General features: G+C 37.6%; 17 protein-coding genes, 4 tRNA genes and 3 rRNA genes. 2 read left to right on the forward strand and 22 right to left on the reverse strand.

The features are described from left to right. Positions 1–13: 13 nt before the first annotated feature. Positions 14–1,087 (reverse strand): glycosyltransferase family 4 protein, encoded by a 1,074-nt coding sequence (locus AC3B7A_RS02885; protein WP_489756235.1) that lies wholly within the window; start codon positions 1,085–1,087, stop codon positions 14–16. 78 nt (positions 1,088–1,165) lie between these two features. On the opposite strand from AC3B7A_RS02885, the gene AC3B7A_RS02890 reads away from it, so the two are divergent. Next, on the forward strand, positions 1,166–1,879 hold the full coding sequence (locus AC3B7A_RS02890; RefSeq protein ID WP_489756236.1) for a WecB/TagA/CpsF family glycosyltransferase: 714 nt from the start codon (positions 1,166–1,168) through the stop codon (positions 1,877–1,879). A 254-nt stretch (positions 1,880–2,133) separates the two neighbouring features. Here the strand turns inward: AC3B7A_RS02890 and AC3B7A_RS02895 are convergent, their stop codons facing one another. From AC3B7A_RS02895 to AC3B7A_RS02920, 6 genes are all read right to left on the reverse strand, one after another. Beyond that, positions 2,134–3,561: an O-antigen ligase family protein gene (locus tag AC3B7A_RS02895; RefSeq protein WP_489756237.1), complete on the reverse strand. Its 1,428-nt coding sequence runs from the start codon at positions 3,559–3,561 to the stop codon at positions 2,134–2,136. Between the two features lie 12 nt (positions 3,562–3,573). Then, positions 3,574–4,275 carry a GntR family transcriptional regulator gene (locus tag AC3B7A_RS02900; protein WP_489756238.1) on the reverse strand — a complete coding sequence of 234 codons (702 nt, stop codon included), beginning with the start codon at positions 4,273–4,275 and terminating at the stop codon, positions 3,574–3,576. Between the two features lie 164 nt (positions 4,276–4,439). Further along, positions 4,440–4,511: transfer RNA gene (locus tag AC3B7A_RS02905), tRNA-Gln, on the reverse strand. 5 nt (positions 4,512–4,516) lie between these two features. Next, positions 4,517–4,599, reverse strand: a tRNA-Tyr gene (locus AC3B7A_RS02910). A 527-nt stretch (positions 4,600–5,126) separates the two neighbouring features. After that, the gene (locus AC3B7A_RS02915) at positions 5,127–6,587 is read right to left on the reverse strand and encodes a peptide MFS transporter (protein WP_489756239.1); all 1,461 of its coding nucleotides are present in this window, start codon (positions 6,585–6,587) and stop codon (positions 5,127–5,129) included. Between the two features lie 88 nt (positions 6,588–6,675). After that, on the reverse strand, positions 6,676–7,308 hold the full coding sequence (locus AC3B7A_RS02920; RefSeq protein ID WP_489756530.1) for a DNA-3-methyladenine glycosylase: 633 nt from the start codon (positions 7,306–7,308) through the stop codon (positions 6,676–6,678). A 52-nt stretch (positions 7,309–7,360) separates the two neighbouring features. Between AC3B7A_RS02920 and AC3B7A_RS02925 the strand changes: the two genes are divergently transcribed. Further along, positions 7,361–8,182, forward strand: a complete 822-nt coding sequence (locus AC3B7A_RS02925; protein WP_489756240.1) for a DUF488 family protein, N3 subclade — start codon at positions 7,361–7,363, stop codon at positions 8,180–8,182. Between the two features lie 690 nt (positions 8,183–8,872). Here AC3B7A_RS02925 and AC3B7A_RS02930 read toward each other — a convergent pair. The 15 genes from AC3B7A_RS02930 to AC3B7A_RS03000 form a co-directional block, all read right to left on the reverse strand. Next, positions 8,873–8,945, reverse strand: a tRNA-Thr gene (locus AC3B7A_RS02930). 47 nt (positions 8,946–8,992) lie between these two features. Beyond that, positions 8,993–9,065: transfer RNA gene (locus AC3B7A_RS02935), tRNA-Asn, on the reverse strand. A 9-nt stretch (positions 9,066–9,074) separates the two neighbouring features. After that, positions 9,075–9,191: ribosomal RNA gene (rrf, locus tag AC3B7A_RS02940) — 5S ribosomal RNA — on the reverse strand. 73 nt (positions 9,192–9,264) lie between these two features. Then, positions 9,265–12,182: ribosomal RNA gene (locus tag AC3B7A_RS02945) — 23S ribosomal RNA — on the reverse strand. A 148-nt stretch (positions 12,183–12,330) separates the two neighbouring features. Continuing rightward, positions 12,331–13,897: ribosomal RNA gene (locus AC3B7A_RS02950) — 16S ribosomal RNA — on the reverse strand. The 16S, 23S and 5S rRNA genes sit together here with 2 tRNA genes alongside, the layout of an rRNA operon. Before the next feature lie 401 nt (positions 13,898–14,298). Further along, positions 14,299–15,576 carry a serine--tRNA ligase gene (serS, locus tag AC3B7A_RS02955; RefSeq protein WP_489756241.1) on the reverse strand — a complete coding sequence of 426 codons (1,278 nt, stop codon included), beginning with the start codon at positions 15,574–15,576 and terminating at the stop codon, positions 14,299–14,301. 272 nt (positions 15,577–15,848) lie between these two features. Continuing rightward, positions 15,849–17,441, reverse strand: coding sequence for a helix-turn-helix domain-containing protein (locus AC3B7A_RS02960; RefSeq protein WP_489756242.1), 1,593 nt, complete (start codon positions 17,439–17,441; stop codon positions 15,849–15,851). Between the two features lie 251 nt (positions 17,442–17,692). Continuing rightward, positions 17,693–18,490, reverse strand: a complete 798-nt coding sequence (locus AC3B7A_RS02965) for a WxL domain-containing protein (RefSeq protein WP_489756243.1) — start codon at positions 18,488–18,490, stop codon at positions 17,693–17,695. 18 nt (positions 18,491–18,508) lie between these two features. Beyond that, a complete protein-coding gene (locus AC3B7A_RS02970) occupies positions 18,509–19,552 on the reverse strand; it encodes a DUF3324 domain-containing protein (protein ID WP_489756244.1) in 1,044 nt (347 codons plus the stop codon). A gap of 28 nt (positions 19,553–19,580) precedes the next feature. Then, positions 19,581–20,363, reverse strand: a complete 783-nt coding sequence (locus AC3B7A_RS02975; protein WP_489756245.1) for a WxL domain-containing protein — start codon at positions 20,361–20,363, stop codon at positions 19,581–19,583. Positions 20,364–20,560: 197 nt separating this feature from the next. Further along, complete coding sequence (locus tag AC3B7A_RS02980) at positions 20,561–21,592, reverse strand: WxL protein host-binding domain-containing protein (RefSeq protein WP_489756246.1); 1,032 nt, start codon at positions 21,590–21,592, stop codon at positions 20,561–20,563. Then, a complete protein-coding gene (locus AC3B7A_RS02985) occupies positions 21,589–22,440 on the reverse strand; it encodes a hypothetical protein (protein WP_489756247.1) in 852 nt (283 codons plus the stop codon). The genes AC3B7A_RS02980 and AC3B7A_RS02985 overlap by 4 nt, the downstream gene beginning before the upstream one ends. A gap of 15 nt (positions 22,441–22,455) precedes the next feature. Continuing rightward, complete coding sequence (locus tag AC3B7A_RS02990) at positions 22,456–23,547, reverse strand: WxL protein peptidoglycan domain-containing protein (protein WP_489756248.1); 1,092 nt, start codon at positions 23,545–23,547, stop codon at positions 22,456–22,458. Then, complete coding sequence (locus tag AC3B7A_RS02995; RefSeq protein ID WP_489756249.1) at positions 23,510–24,343, reverse strand: hypothetical protein; 834 nt, start codon at positions 24,341–24,343, stop codon at positions 23,510–23,512. Before AC3B7A_RS02995 ends, AC3B7A_RS02990 begins: the two co-directional genes overlap by 38 nt. Positions 24,344–24,378: 35 nt before the next feature. Then, on the reverse strand, positions 24,379–25,422 hold the full coding sequence (locus AC3B7A_RS03000) for a DUF916 domain-containing protein (RefSeq protein ID WP_489756250.1): 1,044 nt from the start codon (positions 25,420–25,422) through the stop codon (positions 24,379–24,381). Positions 25,423–25,434 lie beyond the last annotated feature (12 nt).

Genomic DNA, 25,434 nt, shown 5'->3' on the forward strand with positions numbered 1-25,434 from the left:
TTTTAAAATAATTCTACTTTAACACATTCTGATAAATTTGGCTGACAGTCTGAGCTAAACGCTCATTAGAAAAATGTGTGGAACAATACTGGTAATTGTTCTGTCCCATCAACCGTAATTCATCCTTTTGCCAAAAAGTATAGGCTTGTAAAATTGCTTGTTTTAAGTCGTCAAAATCATTCATCGCAACAATCCAGCCCGCGTCTGGTTGCACTGCTTCAGCATCGGAACCAACATCACTAGCCACCACGGGTAGCGCATTATTGGCTGCTTCTAATAAAACAAGTGGAAAACCCTCTGAAGTTGAAGGTAAAACAAATAAATCAGCATTTTGATAATATTGTTCTGTTTGTTCTGTAAAACCCACAAACTCGACTTTATCTTGAATTTTTAATTTTTGCGCTAATTGTTTTAATTGTGTTTCTGACACCCCCTCACCAACTAATTGTAAGCGATAGTCAAAATCCAAATCTGCTAAAACTTTTAATAATAGTTGCTGATTTTTAACGGGCACTAACCGTGCCACATTAAGTAATGTAAAAACTTCTTGCCGTGTTGTTTTAGGGGGCTCAGGCTGAAAATACATGGTATTAAACACCGAATGAATTTTAGTTGGCTTAATCTCCAATTCTTTTAAAATTGCTTCAAATTTAGAGGTAACTGGCATGATCAAATCGGCTTTTTTTAAGGCACGAATATTTAAGGAAGTCATTAACTTTCCTTTGAGATTATCGGGAAAGTCAACATATGGATCACTATGCAAAGTTATCACCCATTTAGCATGAATATGCTTATGAATCAAACTCATTAAAAAGTTAGCTCGTGGTCCATGGGTATTCACAACATCAATTTGATTATCATTAATAAATTTTTTTAAACGACCCAAAATTCGTAAATCCAATTGACCATTTTGATTCATAATTGTCGTTGGAATTTGAGCCTTACTTGCTAGATCAGAAACTGGGCCTCGTTCCAAAACTAATAATTGTGAATTAATATCCAGCTCATTTAAACCACGTACTAAATTGATAATGATAGTTCGCCCACCACCATTTTCATTTCCAGCGTTGACATGTAAAGTTTTCATAATTAAATCCTCACAATAAATTGTTAAAATTTAGCAGTTATCGTAAACTAAGGTTATCAAAAAAGGAGTTTTTCAACAGTGCTAAAAAAAATAACTATTCTAGATTTACCTTTTATTAATACCACCAATCAGGCTTTCATCAAACTGCTTCAAGAACGTTTAAAGAATCATCAAAACACTTTTATCGTTACTGCTAATCCCGAAATTGCAGTCTATGCGTATGATCATCCACAATATCGAAAAATTATTAAGACTGCTGATTATATTACACCAGATGGAATTGGAATTATTAAGGCTGGTAATTTAATTAATCAGCCCTTAACAGAAAGAATTACTGGTTTTGATACACTTACTAGTTTACTAGAAATTGCAAATATGTGTAGCCTAAAAGTGTATTTGTTAGGTGCTAAACCCGAAATAATCACTCAAACTGTCCAAAATGTTCAGCAAAAATATCCGCATTTAACAATTGTCGGTAGTCATGATGGTTATTTTCAAGATGCAGCACCTATTGCCCAGAAAATTAAGCAAACCCAGCCCGACATTGTTGCAGTTGCCTTAGGTTTTCCAAAACAAGAAGAGTTTATCCACCATTACCGCCAATTAAGTCCCGCGGTCTGGATTGGCGTTGGCGGCAGTTTTGATGTTTTATCCGGCAGTGTTAAGCGGGCACCCAAATTTATCCAAAACTGGCATTTAGAATGGCTTTATCGCTTATTAAGTCATCCTAGTCGTTTCAAACGTTTCATGGCTTTACCCCGTTTTTTAAAATTAGTCAAACAAAATCACTAACTACAATAAGCCGTTAAAAAAGTGACCCCAAAAATTTGTCAGACTGCAACAATAAAATTAATGATCGCATTTTATTTCAATCAAACGAACATTAATTTCTAAAAGTCAACAGTTTGTGCCTAATGATCTTAAATCTGCCAATATTAATTTTAACCTGCAGCTTTACAACCATTAGCGTTCAACTGCTTAGCGACTTTTGTCTCAGCCGCGGCATTTTTTCGGTCACTTTTTTCTTTTAATACTTGATTAATAAATCAAGGCAACGTGATTTGTCTAATACTGCGAGCTAAATGTTGCGGTCGTGGGCTGCGTAAAGCAAACAACAAATAAGCCGTGACCCAACCAAAATACAAACTAACACCAGGAGCAGTTAAAACGTGGCCTGACAATATTGACATAAAAATTCCTAAACCAAAAGCGACAAAGTACAACAAATTTTGTTGGACTTTAGCCTGCAAAAAGTTGCGGAAAAATTCAAATAATAAATAAATCGTAATAACTAGCAGTGGCAACATTGTAATTAAAAACCCAATTAAACCAAATTCAAAATAAAAATCTAACCAATCCATCTCGACGGTGCGCGGACGTTTATGATAATTGCCCCCGTAGCCCATGCCAAATAACTTTTGCCCCAAAGGAGCTTTCTTATACTGATAACTGTTCAAGCGATAATAATTAGTTCGGCCACTTAATAATTTAGCTAATAATGGATTACTTAATTCTTTATTTTGCATCAAAAAACGTTCATAGTGATCCATCCGGTGTTTTTTCTTTTTACTAGATAAAATTTTTTCTTTGTTCTTTTGGTTTTCCCGAATAATTCGATTTTGAATGGCACTATTGTTATGAACTGGTGAATGCGGATAAATCGCCATGACCCCACCAAACAACATTACAATTAAAATTGTACTAATCAAATTGGCTAGCCGATATTTTTTCGAAATAAAAGTTTTGATCAATTGAAAAACCGCGGCTACGATTAAAGCCAGCAACATGCCATAAAAACAACTTTTAGTTCCAATTAAAATAATCGAATTAACTGATAAAATTACGCCCACAAAATACCAATAATTATTCTTAATTTGCGCTTTATTAAGAGCATACAACAAAACAATGGGGAAAGTAATCGCCAAAATTGCCCCTAATTCGTTGCCGGCATTAAACCAACCGCTGAGCCCCAATTTTCCCTGAGGATAAGTTTTAAAAGCAGTATTAGTCAAAACTGCTACTAGCATGACAACATTAATCATCATCTGTGCCCAATAAACAAACGCTGGTACTGCCTTAGCTAATTGTTGCCGAGATAAATTTTCAAAAGCATAGTACATTCCAAGAATGATAACCAAATAGTGTAGACTTTTAAAACAGGCCGCTATTTCCGTGAATAAAGAAAAGACAGGCTTATTAAAATAATTAACCCCTAAATTAATCAAAGCTAAAATCAATAAAAGTCCTAAAAACCAAGGCACATAACGATCTATCCAATTATTATGCTGCCTAGCAACTAATAAAATAAACCAAACAATGACTAATAACATAATAGCTCTGACAGCTACGCCAACCGTCAAACTAAAGTTAGGTAACAATTTAATTTGCCAACCTGTAATTACATCCAAAAGTGGTTGGATTAATACATAGAGCATCATATACCAACTAAAATTCTGAACTAGCTTGTTTTTCACAATAATTCTCCATTATCTTTCTAAATAAAATTCAAATCTTTCACCAACATACTGTGAGCGAACATATTCAAAAGGTTGACCGTTATCTAATAAAGTAACCTGCCGCAATCTTAGCACAGGTGCACCGTACTTAACTCGTAAAAGCTCAGACACTTTTTCTGACGCTAACATGGCTGAAACGGTCTGTTGAGCATGACCTAATTTAAATCCTTTTTGTTCCAAGGCATGATATAAAGATTGGGTAATTTGTTGCTGACTTAAATCGCGCACTAAATTCCAAGGCACGGTTGTAATTTCAAAACAAATTGGTATGCCGTCTGCCAAGCGAATGCGTTCCATTCGTAAAACATCAATCTTTTCAGATAACTGTAAATTTTCTTTTTCGCTTAATGTTGGTTCAGCTAAATGATAAGAAACCACCTTACTAGCTGGATGTTTGCCCTGCGAAAGCATAATATCAGTAAAACTAGTGGTTCCAGACATCTTTTCTTGAACTTTTTGACTCGCCACATAAGTTCCTGAACCAACTTTACGTGATAAAATTCCTTCATCTACTAACGTTTGAATGGCTTGCCGTGCTGTCATACGACTAACACTGAATTTTTGCGCTAACCACCGTTCAGAGGGAATTCGCTGGCCCACTTGCCACTTACCTTGCGCAATATCAGATTTCATGCGGTTATGAATTTGAACATAAATCGGAATTTCTGACACAGAAAATACCTCACAAATTTAAAATACCCCAGAATCAAAGTTTCATAGTTATGAAACGGTTAAAATTTAAATATCAAAGAAATTCATCACGTCCTTAAAAAAACGTGATTCTTGGCTCATTTTCAAAAATAAAAAAAGACTGAAACAAACGTTTCAGTCAATTATTGGGTTAGCTGGATTCGAACCAGCGCATAATGGAGTCAAAGTCCATTGCCTTACCACTTGGCTATAACCCAATCAATGGAAGGGAGTGGATTCGAACCACCGAACCCGAAGGAGCGGATTTACAGTCCGCCGCGTTTAGCCAGACTTCGCTACCCTTCCAAACTATCAATAGGACACTAAATATAATAACCAATTTAGCATAAATTTGCAAGAGGTTTTGCTAATTTTTTTCTGTTGATACCCCTGAAACATCATCTACCATTATACTAGTGAACTACATCGGTACTAAAATACCGAGTTTCTGGGAACGGACTTAACTTGCTAAGCTTTTTCTTACAACTCAGTAGTGGCTGTCCTACTTTACCAAGGTTTGTTCCAAACCAATATTTTGTTATTTTTAAAGTTCTTTGTTTTCGAATTAGATGTTACCACATTTAAGTTGAGAAGCAATTCACCACAGCTTAAAAAAGGCATTACTTGTCGCTTTAAAATAACTTATTTTTCAAATCAAATAAATTACGTAACCGTTAATCTTAGCCTTGATCTCAGTTTAATCAAAAACAAAGCGATCTTTAGCTTCAACAATCTAGTTGACCGTTTCACTATTTGATTTTAACACAATTTTTAAAGCTCTCCAAGTTACTAATTTTTTAAGTAAAAAAGCTCACCCGTAGGTGAACTTTGTGTTAATTGATCCCAGACATTAACTGTTTAATTTTTGGTGTAAAGAAAATCAATAAAATAGCAAAACCAATTGCAACTAAACCGGTAACGCCAAAATAAGCCATTTCATGATGTGGATAAAATCTTACTAATTGTGAATTAATTGCTTGACCAGCAGCATCAGCTAAGAACCACATACTCATCATTTCTGAAGAAAAAGCTTTCGGCGCCAATTTAGTTGTTACAGAGAGGCCAATTGGTGAGATCAGCATTTCACCAATTTCAACAATTCCCCAGCTTAAAACTAACCATAATGGATTAACTTTACCGCGACTACCACCAATTAACGGTAACACTAAAACTAAATATGAGATTCCAGTAAAGACTAAACCTAACCAAAATTTAGTTGGCGAAGAAGGTTGCTTTTTACCTAATTTAGTCCAAAGCGAAGCAAATAGTGGTGTATAAATAATAATAAAGAATGGATTTAACATTTGGAACCAACTTGGATTCAGCTCAAGCCCACCAAGCTTTAATTGCGTATTATTAGCAACAAACAGGCCTAAAATAGATGAACCTTGCTCTTCAATTGCCCAAAAGATTACTGCTGCAATAAATAAACCAATATAAGCATAAACACGTGATTTTTCAATTTTAGTCACTTTTTGACTACTTAAAATAATGACAAAATAAATAATTGGTAAAACAATGCCAAAAATACTAATCAAATTAATAAAGTTTTGTAAACTAGCTAACTTGGTAAGAATCATTGCAATGATAATAACGACAATTGCTGCTACAAATAAAAGAACATGTTTCACTAACCGTGATTTTTCAGCACCAGTAATCGGATCAGAGGGTTTTAATGTTTCTAAAGGTAAATACTTTTTACCTTGAATGTAATAAGTAATTAAACCAAAAAACATACCAATCGCAGCTAAAGAAAATCCGACATGAAAATTATAACTCTTCCAAGCTTGACTCACGACTGCAGGTGCAATCAATGAACCAAGGTTAATTCCCATAACAAAAATACTAAAACCTGCATCACGTCGATTATCTTCAGCACTGTATAAATCGCCAACCATATCAGAAACATTAGGTTTTAACAAACCTGTTCCAATGGTAATAAATAATATTGATAAATATAACGTGGTTGAGCCTAATGGTAAGGACAAGAAAATATGTCCAAACATGATTAAAACTCCCCCCCAAAAGACGGTTCGCCGACTCCCTAAAATTCGATCACTAATATATCCCCCCAATACACTGGTCATATAAACTAGTGAACCATAGATCGACATAATTGAAGCTGCAGTTTCTTGTTTAAAGCCCAAACCACCTTGGGTCACTGCATAATACATATAGTAAAGTAAAATAGCACGCATGCCATAATAACTGAACCGTTCCCAAAATTCGGTCATAAACAAAGTCTTTAAGCCCATTGGTTGACCAAAGAAAGTTTTTTGTTTTTTTGTATCCATAATTAATAATTAATCTCCCTAAATATTAGACAATGCCTTAACATTTTAATCTTTCTAACATATAATGTCAAAATGTCGTTAATAATTTTCACTGCCAGCCATAATTAACTAATTCTAATTCTTTTTTTACACAATTAGAAACATATGGATTACCAGCAACGAAAAAACGTAAAGGACGTTGTGTCCAAGACCCTCTAGTACTAACATTAATTCTGGGAGAAGTTTTAATAATTTTGGGAACTTTAATTCTTTTACTACTTAAGCTCAAAGTCTTGAAATTAAGTAAAGTTAAATTCAATTTTTTAGAGTTAATCCCTAGAGCTTGGGTTAATTTTCCTGGACCACTGGTTAAATTAAAATTCGCCGTTTGGCGATATCTCTGCATTATTTTTAAGCCTTGTGTGGGCTGTAAAGCTCTAATTAAAATACCGTCGGGCTGATTTGGTTCTTGAACAACAATATCAAGTAAGTAGTGTCCGCGTTGTGTATGAATATAAATTGTACCTGGTTCACGATATAGTGCTTCATTTGCCGCAGAATGGTGTCCTTGATATGCATGTGAAGCTGAATCTTTAGCGCCTAAGTAAGCTTCGGTTTCAACAATTAAGCCCGCAATTTTTCCCTGCTCAGAATTGTAACACAATTCCCGACCTAAAAGGTCTTGAGCCAGTTGAACAGTCGTTTCACTTTTTAAAAAATCACTTATTAAATTAATAACAATTCATCCCTTTCTATTGATGAAATATATGTTAAGCTTAAATAAATATTAGAGTTTGGAGCTGATAATAATTAAATTACAATTAAAGCGGATTTATAAAGCTTCTTCATTAACAGATGGCTATCGTATTTTAGTAGATCGACTCTGGCCCCGTGGTATTTCTAAAGAAAAATCCAACTTGAACTTATGGGCTAAAGAAGTTGCCCCATCAACTGAATTACGTAAATGGTATCATCATGATAGTGATAAATACTCACAATTTAAGCAAAAATATCAACAAGAGCTGCAACAAAATCCCGCAGTTCAGCAGTTAATTAAAATAATCAATGAACAACTTATTTCTAATAACGTTACCATTTTATATGGCGCTAAAGATCAAGTCCATAATCAGGCAATTGTACTGCTGAACTACATTAAACCGCAAATCAACAAGGAGAAAAAAGCAATGCAAATTAAAACAACCAATGATATCAATAGTTCTATCTATCAAGACAGTCTAAAAATCCGTCAAGAAGTTTTTATTAATGAACAAAACGTCCCAGAAAGCCGCGAGATAGATCAAGATGAAGCCAATTGTCAATACTTCGTCGGTTATAAAAATCAAACTGCCGTGGCGACAGCACGAATTTTGCCAGAAACTCCTACCCAATGGCACATTCAACGAGTAGCAGTCCAAAAAGATTATCGTCACCAAAATTTAGCTAGTCAATTGATGACAAGTATCGAAGATCAAGCTCAAAAAAATGGTATTAGACTTTTAGTTCTCAATGCACAAGATCAGGCTCAAGATTTTTATACCAAACTTGGCTATCAAGTGCAAGGAAAACAATTTTTAGATGCTGGTATTCAACATCATCAAATGATTAAGTCTCTTTAATCTAACGGCTAATTTAGCGTTAGGCGTAATTCAACCCAAATTTCTGACTTTTGGAACACCATAAAGAAAAATGTTCGTATTTTGATACGGGCATTTTATTTTGTCTTAGCTTCTTCTAGTAGTTATTTGATGATATTCACACTTTAAGCATAAATAAAAGTTGACCGCTTAATTACTACTACTCTGCTTTCAATGACACCGCCATTAATATTACAATCAAATGTTTTGCTTGGTACTTGCCTAGTTGATAATTATTTAAGTTAAATTTCAGAACAGTAATATTCTAAGCTATTTAACAATTAAGCCACGATACTAAGCAATAATTGCACACTCAAGTAGAATTAATAAAATCAGTTGAACTTTGCTAACAATTTTGGCTTTGAGATCATTGGTTAAACTGGATCTATACCTTGAAACGATAATTAAAAAAATGTAGGTTAACTCTCTAAATAAGCGCCAATAGTTCTGTATCAGATTGCTAAACCACTATAATCTAATTCAACCTTCTTTCGAAACAGTTAGGAGTAAATACTGATACACGCTTCATACAATAAGAAATGTAATTTAACTATTGTTAATCAGACAAAAAGAGTGTCGACTAAATTACTCATCGACACTCAACATTATAGAACCTGAATGAAATGCAATAAAAAACGCCATACATCTGTATGACGACAATATATCGCTTACTGCCAGCTGCAGGATTCGAACCTGTGACCCTCGGTTTACGATACCGATGCTCTACCAACTGAGCTAAGCTGGCGAACAAAACTTTCTAACAAAAAAAGTCGGCTAAACATCCGACTATAACTCCGGTTGTCAGACTCGAACTGACGACACCCTGATTAACAGTCAGATGCTCTACCAACTGAGCTAAACCGGAATAAGACCAGCATGGCAACGACCTATCCTCGCAGGTAGTTTCCCACCAACTACTTTCGGCGCTGAGAAGCTTAACTTCTGTGTTCGGCATGTCGACAGGTGTTTCCTCCTCGCTATCGCCACCACACTTGCTCTCTTCTTACCTTCTGAAAGAACCTTAGTCCTCTCAAAACTGAATATTATGATCCTACTCGACTACCTCGGTTAAGCCCTCGACCGATTAGTATTGCTCAGCTCCATATATCACTACACTTCCACTCGCAACCTATCTACCTCATCTTCTTTGAGGGGTCTTACTTCATTCCTGAATGGGAAATCTCATCTTGAGGTGGGTTTCACACTTAGATGCTTTCAGCGTTTATCCCTTCCATACTTAGCTACCCAGCTATGCCTTTGGCAAGACAACTGGTTCACCAGTGGTATGTCCATCCCGGTCCTCTCGTACTAAGGACAGATCCTCTCAAATTTCCTACGCCCGCGACGGATAGGGACCGAACTGTCTCACGACGTTCTGAACCCAGCTCGCGTACCGCTTTAATGGGCGAACAGCCCAACCCTTGGGACCGACTACAGCCCCAGGATGCGATGAGCCGACATCGAGGTGCCAAACCTCCCCGTCGATGTGAACTCTTGGGGGAGATAAGCCTGTTATCCCCAGGGTAGCTTTTGTCCGTTGAGCGATGGCCCTTCCATTCGGTGCCACCGGATCATTAAGCCCGACTTTCGTCCCTGCTCGACTTGTCTGTCTCGCAGTCAAGCTCCCTTCTACCTTTACACTCTACGAATGATTTCCAACCATTCTGAGGGAACCTTTGGGCGCCTCCGTTACTGTTTAGGAGGCGACCGCCCCAGTCAAACTGCCTACCTGACACTGTCTCCCGCCGTGATTCAACGGCGCGGGTTAGAGCTTTCATATAACAAGGGTAGTATCCCACCAGCGCCTCCTTCGATACTAGCGTACCGATCTCTACGGCTCCTACCTATCCTGTACATGTTACACAAAAACTCAATATCAAGCTACAGTAAAGCTCCATGGGGTCTTTCCGTCCTGTCGCGGGTAACCTGCATCTTCACGGGTATTATAATTTCACCGAGTCTATCGTTGAGACAGTGCCCAAATCATTACGCCTTTCGTGCGGGTCGGAACTTACCCGACAAGGAATTTCGCTACCTTAGGACCGTTATAGTTACGGCCGCCGTTTACTGGGGCTTCAATTCTGGGCTTCGACTTACGTCTAACTCATCCTCTTAACCTTCCAGCACCGGGCAGGCGTCAGCCCCTATACGTCATCTTACGATTTTGCAGAGACCTGTGTTTTTGATAAACAGTTGTTTGGGCCTTTTCACTGCGGCTGGCTCTTACACCAGCACCCCTTCTTCCAAAGTTACGGGGCTATTTTGCCGAGTTCCTTAACGATAGTTCTCTCGCTCACCTGAGGATTCTCTCCTTGACTACCTGTGTCGGTTTGCGGTACGGGTACTCAGTATCTAACTAGAAGCTTTTCTCGGCAGTGTGACTATTGTGCTTCGCTACTTTATTTTCGCTCCCTATCACATCTCATCCTTCTCGGTTACAAGCATTTGACTCATATCCAGACTCGATGCTTAGACATGCTTTTCCAGCTGCATGCTCACAATTCATCTCCTGCGTCCCTCCATCGTTCAAACAACACTGAACAGTACAGGAATCTCAACCTGTTTTCCATCGATTACGCCTCTCGGCCTCATCTTAGGTCCCGACTAACCCTGGGCGGACGAGCCTTCCCCAGGAAACCTTAGTCTTCCGGTGGACCAGATTCTCACTGGTCTCGCGCTACTCATACCGGCATTCTCACTTCTAAGCTCTCCACCAGTCCTTACGATCTGGCTTCTTCGTGCTTACAACGCTCTCCTACCACGTACATATCTTTCAATGCACATCCACAGTTTCGGTACCATACTTAGCCCCGGTACATTTTCGGCGCAGAACCACTCGACTAGTGAGCTATTACGCACTCTTTAAATGGGTTGCTGCTTCTAAGCCAACATCCTAGTTGTCTATGCAGTTCCACTTCCTTTTCCACTTAGTATGGATTTTGGGACCTTAACTGGTGATCTGGGCTGTTCCCCTTTCGACGATGGATCTTATCACTCACCGTCTGACTCCCGGAGAAAGATCTTTGGCATTCGGAGTTTATCTGAATTCAGTAACCCATGTTGGGCCCCTAGTCCAAACAGTGCTCTACCTCCAAGATCCTCTTCTCCGAGGCTAGCCCTAAAGCTATTTCGGAGAGAACCAGCTATCTCCAAGTTCGTTTGGAATTTCACCGCTACCCACACCTCATCCCCGCAATTTTCAACTTACGTGGGTTCGGTCCTCCAGTGCGTTTTACCGCACCTTCAACCTGGACATGGGTAGGTCACTTGGTTTCGGGTCTACAACTACGTACTTCCTTTCGCCCTATTCAGACTCGCTTTCGCTTCGGCTCCGTCTTCTCAACTTAACCTCGCACGCAATCGTAACTCGCCGGTTCATTCTACAAAAGGCACGCCATCACTCTTTAACGAGCTCTGACTACTTGTAGGCACACGGTTTCAGGATCTATTTCACTCCCCTCCCGGGGTGCTTTTCACCTTTCCCTCACGGTACTTGTTCTCTATCGGTCACTAGGGAGTATTTAGCCTTGGGAGATGGTCCTCCCTGCTTCCGACGGGATTTCTCGTGTCCCGCCGTACTCAGGATCCTGGTAGAGCGTCTTCGATTTCGCTTACGAGGCTTTCACTCTCTCTAGCTCAGCTTCCCAGCTGATTCAGCTATCTTCGACTGTCTCACGTCCCAGTCCTACAACCCCAAAGAGCAAGCTCTTTGGTTTGGGCTCCTTCCGTTTCGCTCGCCGCTACTTGGGAAATCGATTTTTCTTTCTCTTCCTATGGCTACTTAGATGTTTCAGTTCACCACGTCTTCCTCACTTTATCTTTCAACAAAGTGTGACTAAGCTTTACCTTAGCCGGGTTCCCCCATTCGGACATCTCCGGATCTTCGCTTACTTACAACTCCCCGGAGCATTTCGCTGTTCGTTACGTCCTTCTTCGGCTCCTAGTACCTAGGCATCCACCGTGCGCCCTTTTTATCTTAACCTATTTATTACTTCTTACTTCTCGAATCTCTCGATTCTCGGTGTCTTTCTTATCATAATATTCAGTTTTCAAAGTACTAATGTTTGAGAGTAAACCTCTCAAAACTAAACAAAGTTTCTAACCAAATGCTTTCCGTATCTTTTCCTTAGAAAGGAGGTGATCCAGCCGCAGGTTCTCCTACGGCTACCTTGTTACGACTTCACCCTAATCATTTGTCCTACCTTAGACGGCTAGCTCCCCGAAAGGTTACCCCACCGGCTTTGGGTATTACAAACTCTCATGGTGTGACGGGCGGTGTGTACAAGGCCCGAGAACGTATTCACCGTGGCATGCTGATCCACGATTACTAGCGATTCCAACTTCATACAGGCGAGTTGCAGCCTGCAATCCGAACTGAGAATGGTTTTTAGAGTTCCGCTTGCCCTCGCGAGTTCGCTTCTCGTTGTACCATCCATTGTAGCACGTGTGTAGCCCAGGTCATAAGGGGCATGATGATTTGACGTCGTCCCCACCTTCCTCCGGTTTGTCACCGGCAGTCTCACTAGAGTGCCCAACTTAATGCTGGCAACTAGTAACAAGGGTTGCGCTCGTTGCGGGACTTAACCCAACATCTCACGACACGAGCTGACGACAACCATGCACCACCTGTCTTCCTGTCCCCGAAGGGAACCTTGTATCTCTACAACTTGCAGGAGATGTCAAGACCTGGTAAGGTTCTTCGCGTTGCTTCGAATTAAACCACATGCTCCACCGCTTGTGCGGGCCCCCGTCAATTCCTTTGAGTTTCAACCTTGCGGTCGTACTCCCCAGGCGGAGTGCTTAATGCGTTAGCTGCAGCACTGAGAGGCGGAAACCTCCCAACACTTAGCACTCATCGTTTACGGCATGGACTACCAGGGTATCTAATCCTGTTCGCTACCCATGCTTTCGAGCCTCAGCGTCAGTTACAGACCAGAGAGCCGCCTTCGCCACTGGTGTTCTTCCATATATCTACGCATTTCACCGCTACACATGGAGTTCCACTCTCCTCTTCTGCACTCAAGTTTGACAGTTTCCGATGCTCTTCCTCAGTTAAGCTGAGGGCTTTCACATTCAGACTTTTCAAACCGCCTGCGCTCCCTTTACGCCCAATAAATCCGGACAACGCTTGCCACCTACGTATTACCGCGGCTGCTGGCACGTAGTTAGCCGTGACTTTCTGGTTGAATACCGTCACTATCTGAGCAGTTACTCTCAAATACGTTCTTCTTCAACAACAGGATTTTACGATCCGAAAACCTTCTTCATCCACGCGGCGTTGCTCCATCAGACTTTCGTCCATTGTGGAAGATTCCCTACTGCTGCCTCCCGTAGGAGTTTGGGCCGTGTCTCAGTCCCAATGTGGCCGATTACCCTCTCAGGTCGGCTACGTATCATTGCCTTGGTAAGCCGTTACCTTACCAACTAGCTAATACGCCGCAGGTCCATCCTTTAGTGACAGCCGAAACCGTCTTTCATTCCTTAATCATGTGATTAAGCACTTTATGCGGTATTAGCAACTGTTTCCAATTGTTATCCCCCGCTAAAGGGCAGGTTACCTACGTGTTACTCACCCATCCGCCGCTCGCGTCCATATCTTCCTACCCGAAGGTATTCCGTTACTTCTGCTCGCTCGACTTGCATGTATTAGGCACGCCGCCAGCGTTCGTCCTGAGCCAGGATCAAACTCTCATTTTTTGTTAGTTTGTTGACTCAGACTTAGAACTCTAACGTTCTTTGTCTTCTTTATTTTTGTTCAATTGACAGGTTCTTTTCAGAACCCAGCACTTGGTGTTAAAAGAAACTTTGTTCAGTTTTCAAAGATCTACTTTTTATCATTTGCCACTTGATTAAGCGGCTCATTTAGTTTATCATTTTATCATGAGCTTGTCAACTGCTTTTTTTATTTGTTTAGCAGCGACCTGCATGACTCATTGACAACAGAAAATATATTATCAACTTTTCGTCCTTTTTGCAACCCCTTTTTGTTATCTTTTTTGATTTTTTTTGCTCTTTGCTCTCTAATTCCCTTTACACCGCTATTCGTGCTAATAAAAAAATACCCAAGATTTACTTGAGTATTTAAGATTTTTACATATTTACTTAGTAATTTTCTTTAAACCATTCATGTAAGGAACTAAAACTTCTGGAATAGTAACACTGCCATCAGCATTTTGATAATTTTCAAGGATTGCAGCAACTGCTCGTCCAACAGCTAGGCCAGAGCCATTTAGTGTATGAACAAATTGTAACTTACCATTTTCATCACGATAACGAATCTGTGACCGACGCGCCTGAAAATCGGTACAGTTTGAGCAACTAGAAATTTCCCGATAAGTGTTTTGCTGTGGCATCCAAACTTCCAAGTCATAAGTTTTAGCTGAACTAAAACTAGCATCACCACTTGATAAAGTCACTACATGATATGGTAAGTTTAATTTTTGTAAAATATTTTCTGCATTGGCTGTTAATTTTTCCAATTCAGCCCAAGAATCTTCTGGTTTAACATATTTCACCATTTCAACTTTATTAAATTGATGCATTCGAATCAATCCACGAGTATCACGTCCAGCTGATCCAGCTTCCGAACGGAAACAAGGAGTTAAGGCTGTTAAATAAGTGGGTAATTGCTCTTCACTTAAAATTTCACCACGGTAGTAATTCGTTAGTGGTACTTCTGCTGTCGGAATTAAAGTTAAAGGACGATCTTCATCAATAATTGTATAAACATCTTCAGTAAACTTCGGAAATTGACTAGTTCCAAACATTGAATCACTATTCACCAAATAAGGTGGAATCACTTCGGTATAACCATCTTTTTGGTGTTCATCTAACATAAAATTATATAAAGCACGTTCTAACTTAGCGCCAGCACCTAAATAATAAACAAACCGACTGCCAGAAACTTTCGCTGCCCGTTCAAAATCTAAAATACCTAATTTTTCGCCCAAATCCCAGTGTGCTTGCGCTTCAAAATCAAATTCTGGAATTTTTCCCCACTTACGGATCTCAACATTAGATGATTCATCAGCACCAACTGGTACCGAGTCGTCAGGAAAGTTTGGTAACCGAACCAAGATATAATCTGTTTGATCGTTTAATTTAGCTAATTGTTCATCTAGTTGCTTAATTTGTTCACCAACGGATTTCATATCGGCAATAGCAGTACTGGCATCCTCTTTTTGCCGTTTCTTTTCAGCAATTTGTTTAGAAACTTCGTTCCGCTTTGCCTTTAAATCTTCAGTTTCAGTCATAACTTGGCGTCTTTTAACATCTAAACTCAATAACTGATCAATCTCTTCTGCCTTGACGTTTCTTTCAGCTAACTTTTGCTTAGCCCAATCAGGATTATTTCTAATTAATTTTAAATCTAACATTCTAACTTCCTCCTGTCTAAAATAAAAAAGAGTTGATTAATCCCAGAAAGGGACGAATCAAACTCTTCATCGCGGTACCACCCAATTTTAGTGTTAGACACTACACTCATTAGCAATAACGGTACTACCGTATAATTATTAATTATCCGCATCATAACGATATTGGAAAAGTAACTTTCTAGCTCTCAGCAAGCACTAGTTCTCTGTAAAGTTAACAAAATATCAGCGTTTCTAGGTTGATAATAATATATCTTTGATTAAAAGGCAAGCCACTATTTGGAAATCTTCTTTTCTGTCCAAATATCGCGAATTAAACTAATTAGTTGTCCATACTGAGCACTATTAGTGTCATGCTCCCATTTAAAAATATAAGTGTCCGGTTTTTGTGGTTCTAAATCAGGATTATAGGACGTTGTAACTATCAAATCAGCTTCTTCTTGTGTCCGAACCAATTTGACGTAAGGTAAACTAGAAATTGTTTCAATCATATCAAAGAAATATAATTGATTTTCTTCAATTCCTGGATAAATTTTGACAGCAAAGTGATCCGAAAACATGACCACTACTCGCAAAAGAATTTTATAAACTGCATCGGTTAATAAATTAACTTTGTCTTTAAAATCCTTAAATTCATTTTGTTCAAATAAATGTTGCAAAATATTTCGAATTACTTTTTTAAATTCTGGTAAATCAATACTAGAAAGTCCCAATTGTTCACCAGTATAAACTTCTATCATTTGATAATAGCTATTTCCAAAAGCTAAACCACCAATTAGAACTCGCATTAAAGCAATTCGATATAGTTTCATAATATTATCAGGCAAGTTAAAATGATGCTGAATATTATATGGCATAGATTGTAGGAAAGAACCCACAAAATCATAAATTTTAGTATCATATTCCTCCATATGATCCAAAATTTGATCCGCTTTTTCATCACCGCAAGGAACTATTGATAATGAACAATTGACCAAATTATACAAATTGTATGATTCATTCATTAAACGAGCAGGTGTTAAGCTACGATAATAGTTAATAATTTTAGAGAATTCACTGTCAGCAAACTTTTCATAACTGTCTTCTGTCATAAAGCTTTCGTAAACATTAAGATTAGGATAATGTACCCAATCAATTTTGACATCACGTTCAACAAAATGACCGCGAATAATTCTTAAGCAGTTCACTGTCGAATAAATTTCATAAACTTTAAAAGTCATTTTATTAGGTACCGATACAACATTAAATGCTTTTAGACCTTCATCAACCAACCACTTTGCTTGAGATTCTGAAATAGATTTAAATGGCCAAGCATATCCACGAGTAGCTTCCCAAAACATAACTGATAATGCCAAACGAACATCGGTTTCTTCCCCAACGAAACGCATTTTTTCATATGTTATTCGAACATTAAAATTTTTCAAAAACAGCCGCATTGGTTTTAAATGACGTAGCGCAGTTGCCTTACTATTACCACATCTGCGATAGAATTCATCAAAAGATTGACAAGTATCTTCTAAAATCCCCATCATAAAATTATATGCATCAGATTTCGAAACTAGGAAAAAATGATATTGGTCATTATCAATTGAAAAAATTTCCTCAATTGTTGGATCTTCTTTACCCAACATTTCCTTCATATCTTGAACAATACCATCGTAAGTATTATAAATACTTCCATAACTCTTGTTCATCTGTGATGCTGCCTGACGAAAATTAATATCAGTAATATCAAAGTCCAAATTCTCATGAGCTTTCAAATCATTCCGATACGAAATCTCCATAATTTTCAACTGACGTACCCGTTCAAATAATCGTAGTTTTTCCATGTCAGAAACTGACAAAAATAAGTCTTGTTCTTTCTCCAAAATAATTCCCCCATTAATCAATTCCATAACTTAAGATTTAAGTTAAAGAAATTAACAAATAATAATTATTATATAATAAAAATTATAACATTCAACAATTTTAATGTAATCCAAGATAGCATAGATTTCAACTATTATTTCTGAAAAAAATAAATAAAAAAGAATTCCAGAAAGATTTCTTCAAAAATTGAATTATACAAAAAAGGGACATGAGACATGTCCTTTTTTAATATTATTAAACTCAAAAGTTTCTAAGAAACAGTAGTTGGATCACCAGCATTAAGTGTCCAAGTCAGAGTGGCCCGAAAGTTACCAGAAACCTGATTATTTTCCGACGATGTTACCAACTGTGCTTTCGTTAGAAACAGTCCCCAAGTTCCTAAGCCATTGTTTTGAGAAGCACTCAATAAAGTAGCATTATAATCTGCCGTTGATTCAGGAGTATCAGATGGCACAATACTAGCGGCATTATCATTTGCAGTAATTCCCGTTATTTGATCACTAGCGACAGGCTGCAAAGAGTTATCGCGTGTATTTTGTTGCACCAACTTTGCCGAATTAAAAACCATTGAATTGATTGGTTGAACGGTTGAATAATCATCTACTTTGTGAAACTTAGAAACACTAACACTTAACTGCCATCCATTTCCTTCACTACCACGAGTATCAGAAATCAGAACCGTATTTCCGTCCGTCGGTTGTGCAGTCGTCTGTCCTTCTTGAATTGCCGGTTTATAATTCCAAACTTTTTCAGCAAACAAATAATGGCTACCAAAATTGGGAAAATTAGTAATTGGATTACCATTTTCATCTTTTAATGGTCTTCCATTAGAATCAGTTGCTACTGGTCCGGGAATTTTTAAAGAAAGATTCCCACGGGCAAAACTAACACCAGCTTGTGATGTGGAACCAGTTTTTGCTACTTCGTTAGCATCTTCAGTACCGCTATCTAAAGCAGAGCCGATTGGATCAGCCATGACGGGTGTATTGATACTAAAGATTGTAGCAATTAATAGCAACCACAGAACGTTAAACCTTGCTACTTTCAAGTTATCCCCCCCATAACCTTACTTAGTTGCTTGTTTCTGTCCTCGCTTATAGAACCAGTAGAATAAAATGCCAATTAACAGTAACACAATCACAATGATCATTATGATAAATGGCCAATAATTACGTTTAGTATTTGGATTCTGACGATTTAAACGATTAGCATCCGCTGGCGAAATGGTAAAGTTTTTCTTAAAGTACCAACTACGTGCTGGTGTACTAATTCGTACCCGAGCTTGATAATTGCCCGCCTTCATCGGTTTATTCCCCCAACTAACAGGAAAATCAAAGTTAGAATTAGGCGCAAAATTCATTTGCTTTTGATTATTTCTAAACAAAAGCTTATTACTTTTAGCCGGATAAATTTTCGCATCCACGCGCATATCATTGTTCGTAATATACTTTGGTTTAAAGTTTTGTAGATTTAAATAGACAGCCGGTTGCGCACCCAGTAAAGCAGGGCGAACACGATTAAAACGTAAATCTGGCTGAACTGAATCAACTTTACCTACTTTAAACAACGCACTGACAGAATAAGAATAAACATTGCTCATAGTCATACTTTTTGACTTGGCTTTTTTATTAACACTTTTTTTATCAATTGTTGGTGAATGAATATAAAAACTACCTAACATTACCCCATTAAAGTTTGGTGCTTTCACATTTAAAGTTTCACTAATAGTTTGAGTACCCTTAGCTGGAATTGTTACAATTTCCTTAATGGGACCCATTTTTGTCCAGTTATACTTTAGACTAGAATCAAAATTTTTGGACAAATTAGCATAGTTAATCTGACCTTGATTAGTTGTTCCAGCCACTGTTGGCTGAACAACAATTTTAATCGGATAATTTTTATTATTAGTTATTTTTAAATTAAGCGGATAGCTCTGACCAGACTGGACATTCATCAAAAAATAATCTGCTTTATTATCTGCATTTTGATCACTCTCAGGTTCAACAGAAAAACCAGCCGCACCAGTTATTGCTGCTGAAACAGAATGCGCAGAAAAAATACCAACTAGTAACATCAAAGTTAAAATCAATCGACGTAAATACTTACACAATATTTTATTCCTCAAATTCCAATACTAATTAAGATGCAGAAGAGGTTCCAGGAGCAGGTGTTGAAGTTGTTGGATCAGCAGTTAGATTCCAATTCAAGGTAGCTTTATAAGCAACTCCTGGCGTCAACTTACCATAAAGATCAGATGATAAATTCAATTGTACAGACTTAGTTGGTCCAAAATCAATCCCAGTCACACCAAAATTATTATCTGTTGTTGCAACAACAACACTGCCACTAGTCGATGTCAAAGACCCACTACCAACCGTTACATTAGGTGCAGCTGAGGAGCCAGTCTTACTATATAAACCAGATCCCCCATTAGCCTTTGGCGTAATAGCACTGATTCCACTAGCACTAGTAAACGTAAAAGGTATAAACAAGCCAGAGCCACTACCATTTGGCAAAAAGTTAGTAGCTTGAACACTTAATTTCCAACCCTTAAGGTTACTTGGAGTATTAGTAGAACCTGGAGTTGAGCGGTTATCAATAACTACAGCTAACCGTTGTGAATTATTGCTATCCATTAATGCAATATTGGCATTATTGTTACCAATCGTGTGACTATCACCAAAATCAAAATTAGGAACTTGGTAAAGACTCAAATCACCAGTAGCAAATTGAACACCAGCAGTTGAAGAACCTGAAGCTGAACTACCACTAATTGTAGAATTTGTTACTACTGCATCACTGCCATCTAAAACAGCTGAACTAACAGCACTATCAGCACTAACACTTTGTGCTAGCATTGGAGCAGCAATAGCCAATAAAGAAACAGCACAAACTCCCATACTCATTTTATTTAATTTCATATAAATCCCCCACTTTAAAAAATTAATAACATGATTACATCACGTCAATTATACAATAGTTTTTGCGACAAAGCACTGAAATAATTAAAATAAAATAATTTTTAACAAAATCCAAAAGTTTACACGCTATTACCTAGTTAAAACAATTAATGATAAAGATGTTAATCTAGTTAGATTATTAATTAATAGGCTTTTTCTTACCTATTTTTACGTCCTTTATTTCTTGCAAACAAATACAATAACCATAAAAACAGGCCAAATAATAGACAACAACAAACCACAATTGCCACAATTAAGGGCCACTTGGTTCTTTTCAAATTAGGATTTTGCCGATTTAATTGCCACGCTTGCTTGGGACTAATTGTAAATTGATGCTTAAAATGAAAAACTCGTTCACCAACATTAACAGTTGCCAAATATTGATAATTTCCTGATTTAATAGGCTGATTACCTAAGTCAAGCACAAGCGGTGCAATGGAATTAGCTGCCAAAGCTCCCCGTTGAATTTTTAAATGTTTATTAAATTTATGATTGAGACTATGGATACGAATATCATAATTAACACCACCTGCACCGTAATAAATAGGTCTTTTGTTATGAATCTGACCAACTATTTGCGGTTGTCCCGCATAAGAGCGAACCCGTACCTTACCCAAACTCATCTGGGGCTGAATTTTATCAACTGCTCCTACATTAACCAAAACACCAAATGACATTTTAAAATTATTAACTTGATTGTTATATTGCTTAGTTAGTAAAGTCTGTACTACTGTAGATCCAGAAATTGAGCCTTGAAAATTTGGGGGAGCTTTTAATTTAAACTTAACAACTTGTTCTTGATTAGGTTGCAGAACAACATATTGTGTTTTTAAGCCTAAATCAGCCAAACTATACTTCCAAGAATGATCCATCAATAAGTTCTTATTTGAATCAATACTAATTCCACCTTGTGCGTTAGTTTGAGCCGTTCCCCCAAACACTTTCAATTGGACTGTTTTATTTGTTAAATTTTTCAATAAAAGAGCGAATTTAACCGATTTTTTTGGGTGTAGATCAACATCAATTACATTGCTACTGGCTGGGACATTATTATTCTTAGGCACTTGTAATTGAACTTGCACGGGCGAACCTGGGTCAGCTTTTACCGTCTGACTTTGAAAAAAAGTGCACCAACCACTGACTATGACTAGTGCACAAATTATTTGCATTAAATTAAATTTATCTTTCATTTTGAACCTTTATTAGTATTAGTAATATTAGTATTAGTAAACTCTAAATTCCAAGTAATTGGCGCAATATAAGAATCTTTAGCATCAATTTTAGTATTTGGAAAATCATTTAAAGATACATAGCTTGTATCATTAAAATCTAAGCCATAATAATTAGTAGTATAGCCACTACCTGTAATAGCCATAACTTCTTGCGCTGGATTAGGATTGGCATCAGTATTATTCTGAGCAGTCAGTTTTAAATCCTTTGCACCATCACTTCCCCAATTACCAAAACTCTTCAGCGCTGCGGATGACTTAATACGTTGATAACCGCTTTCTGCCGACCAACTACCATACGACGTGCGCTTACTTGCATCGGTTGAAGACAAAGTCAGATATGGTGTTGGGGTAGTCGTTAAGTTTGTCCGACTTAAAGTATAAAAAGTCCCAACTTGAACACTAACTTGCCAATGTTGATAAACACCATTACCAACATTTTCATCATGAACCACCAAATAACGATTTTTATTTTTTGGAGCATCAAGATTAGTTTTCTTATCACCAATTTTAGAACTGAAATTAAAGTTCGGTACTTCTACTAAAGTAATCGGGCGTGAAATAAGATCTTTCGCAAAATCGATGCCTCCAAATGATTTAAAATAAACACTTGAATTAGAACCGGATGCAGAAGGCGCTGCCGAATTAATACCATCATCTTTACCTAAATTGGAACCCAATGCTTGTCCCGGAGCAACATCTGAAACACCATCTAAAGCATTTCCCGCTTGAACAGTTGTTAAATTTAGACTAGTACCTGCAATTGCCGTCAGCACTAAACCTGTCAACATCGTCTTATAAGTATTCAAATTATCATCCCCCAATTATCTAATCTTATTCTTCGAGCCATTTCTTCCAGAATAGTAAACCCACCAAGAAATCAATCCCATAAAAACTACTAATAGAATTAACATTATAATGATAATATTACGATAACGCCGCTTAGCCCGCGGTAAAAAGTAATTAAGTCGCTTAGCCTGCTGCGGACTCAAAATCAACTTACGGTGAAAAACGTAATGTTGTTTGTGATGATCAAAAATATAAGTCAAATGATAAGTTCCCGGCATCAAGCGACCTTTTTTCCAAGGTAACAAAAACTTTGTTTGCGAATTAGGAGCAATGTTAATATTAGTCATTTTAGTAACACTATCAGCTCTTGAATAGTTTACTTTATGAACTTTGACTCGTAAATGACCTTCTAAAAAAGGATAAGGTGCAATATTTTTTAAAGGCGTCTGTAAAACAACTTGTCCACTGTCAGTCGTCAACCTTGGTCCCTGTAATTTAAGCTTTGGTAACAAAATAGCATCATCTTGCCGTAAATTCAAACCATAGCTAATGTTCGCCGTCGAAATTGTGGTCGAACTTTGTTGCCCGCGATTTTTTGCTTGCTGTATCTGTTTCTTTAAATCAGTTTGCGATTGAAACAACAAGCCCCCCATCAATAAACCAATTAGGCGTTGTTGCGGCATTTTTAAAGTGACAGCAGCTTCAACTTCTTGTTTTGGAGGAACTTCAACCGTTAAAGGTGCCACTAGTTTACGTAAATCAAACTGCGCTTGTGGACCTAATTTGGAACGTGGACTATCAATTGTTAATTGCAAAGCTGAGTTAGTTTGCGCCAAAACTGGCTGCACGGTAATCACATTATCTGTTTTAGTTAGATTTAGAATTTTAAATTTTAACTGATAAGTTTGGTTAGGCTCAACATGTAAATACCAACCACCTTCAGCAGAACCAATTTGATTACTGAGTTGCACAGGTTTAACACTAAAAGTTCCTCCGTTAGCTCGGACTGGATGAATCATAAAGACAGCAGAAAAGATAACTGTAAAAATAAATATGAATTCAACTCTAACCCAACGTCGTTTGACTATTTTAAATTTGTTCATTGGCAATTGATTTTGCTGGGTCATTGATGGAAGCCGTCCAATAAAGTGGAAAGATAAAGGTCACATGGTCATGATTCTCATTCAAGACCTTATCTTGTAAATCACTTAAAATACCAGCATTAAATTTCAATGAAGCACTTGCTGGGTCAGCAAAAGATAACTTAATATATCCCTGAAATCCGTCGGTCGAATACAAAACAGGCTTCGGAACAACAGTAGAACTATTGATAGAACTATTACTCAGTGGAATAGCAGTCTCAGCTGAATTACCATAAGTAATAAAATTAGCCGGGTTAGTTGGGTTACTGTAACCAGTATCAGTAACTCCTGTTTGAATAGTTGAACTATTTAATAACAAACTACCCAAAGAGACATTTCCCGATCCTAACGAGCCCATCAAATCACCAGAAGTTTTTTTACTAGAATCCACTAATGTACTACCATAGTTTGCCAGCGAAATTGTAAAGCCGACATTACTATCTGGCGAATGAACAATTAAAGACCGATCTTCACTGGTTGAACCTAATTTGAAATCAGTATCGCGATAATTATGACCTGTCCCAAAATCAAAGTTCGGCATTTGCTTAATATAAATACTACCATTGATAAAAGTGACAGTTACTTTAGTCGTTCCCGTTGTGCCATCATTATCAATAGCCTCGCTACCTCTAGTAGAAATACCCTCATTTTGCATTGTTGGATCAGTATCATTACGTGTAACATCTGTTGCCGCTTGTACAATTAAAGATTGCTCATTAGTCCCCCAACCAAAAATTAACAAACAGACAATTGAGATGATTAGTTTCCCCATTTTTTTCAAGATTTCACCCCTCAAACTCATTATAGCAACTTGAACTAGGAACGTCCATTTTTGTTTTGGCCTTTTAAATAGATCCACAATAAATATAATAATCCTAAAACAATTATTAATACTATTCCAATAAAGATCCAAGGTAATAACCGATTATAATGCTTAGGTTGAGTTGCCTGATGAATATTTTTAACATCTGTATTAGTTATCGCAAAATGACGGACAAATTTTTTCTGATAATTTCCCTTAGCCTGCAATTTTAAAGTTAAGGTATAAGAACCAGCATGTAATTTTTTTTGCGGTAAAAAGGCGTGCCAAACTGAGTTAGGAGCCATTTGCAAGTTAGTCAGCTTCTTAGTAAGAATCTTTTTGTGTCCCTGGCGCTTTAATTGACTAGTCATCTTTAGATGACTGACATTAATCGGTGCTGAATTATATAATTTAAAACTTAGTCCTGCCTGCTGAGCGCGACTAGCTGCCTTAACTTGCTTATTCATAGTCACTATCGGCGTTACTGCATCTGGTTTAGAACGTAATACTACACCGGTAACATATTGCACTTGATTTTGAATAGCAAATTCACTTTTATTAGACGAACTAACACCAGCGGTAGCAACCATCGCTCCCAGAATAATTCCTTTAAAGGGATTTTTAGGCGCTTGGTAAGTAAAAGTGACAATCTTAGAATATTGTGGCTTTATGCGCACTTTATAAGTTCGTTTGCTAGTAATTAATTGTGAAAGCGCAGGATTTTGTGGTTTATACAATTTAACGCGATGGCGATCATAACTAATAATGCCGTTCCCCGAAGTATAAGCATCGTTTAATTGAACCGTGATTGTTAAAGCTTTCTTACCAATATTGGATACTAATAAACGTAAATGTTGTTTTTGCTGTGGCTTGACTTGTAAATCATAAAAAGTTTCTTGATCAGTCGTTTGGTTGTTCGGCAAAATAGCTTTGACAGTAAATGAACGTTCTTGTGTTGGTAATTTTTTTGCCGCTTGAATTTGATGCGGTTGTCCTCTTAAAAAGCCCATAAATAGTATTAGTAAAATAGTTAACACTGATATTGATTTTCTTCTCATAATTGCATTCCC

This window comes from Bombilactobacillus sp. ESL1202 (genome assembly GCF_058107125.1).

Coding starts and splice junctions, on each gene's coding strand:
- serS (WP_489756241.1), bottom strand. CDS start 15,576: ATGTTAGATTTAAAATTAATTAGAAATAATCCTGATTGGGCTAAGCAA.
- AC3B7A_RS02980 (WP_489756246.1), bottom strand. CDS start 21,592: ATGAAAGATAAATTTAATTTAATGCAAATAATTTGTGCACTAGTCATA.
- AC3B7A_RS02885 (WP_489756235.1), bottom strand. CDS start 1,087: ATGAAAACTTTACATGTCAACGCTGGAAATGAAAATGGTGGTGGGCGA.
- AC3B7A_RS02990 (WP_489756248.1), bottom strand. CDS start 23,547: ATGACCCAGCAAAATCAATTGCCAATGAACAAATTTAAAATAGTCAAA.
- AC3B7A_RS02975 (WP_489756245.1), bottom strand. CDS start 20,363: ATGAAATTAAATAAAATGAGTATGGGAGTTTGTGCTGTTTCTTTATTG.
- AC3B7A_RS02915 (WP_489756239.1), bottom strand. CDS start 6,587: ATGGATACAAAAAAACAAAAAACTTTCTTTGGTCAACCAATGGGCTTA.
- AC3B7A_RS03000 (WP_489756250.1), bottom strand. CDS start 25,422: ATGAGAAGAAAATCAATATCAGTGTTAACTATTTTACTAATACTATTT.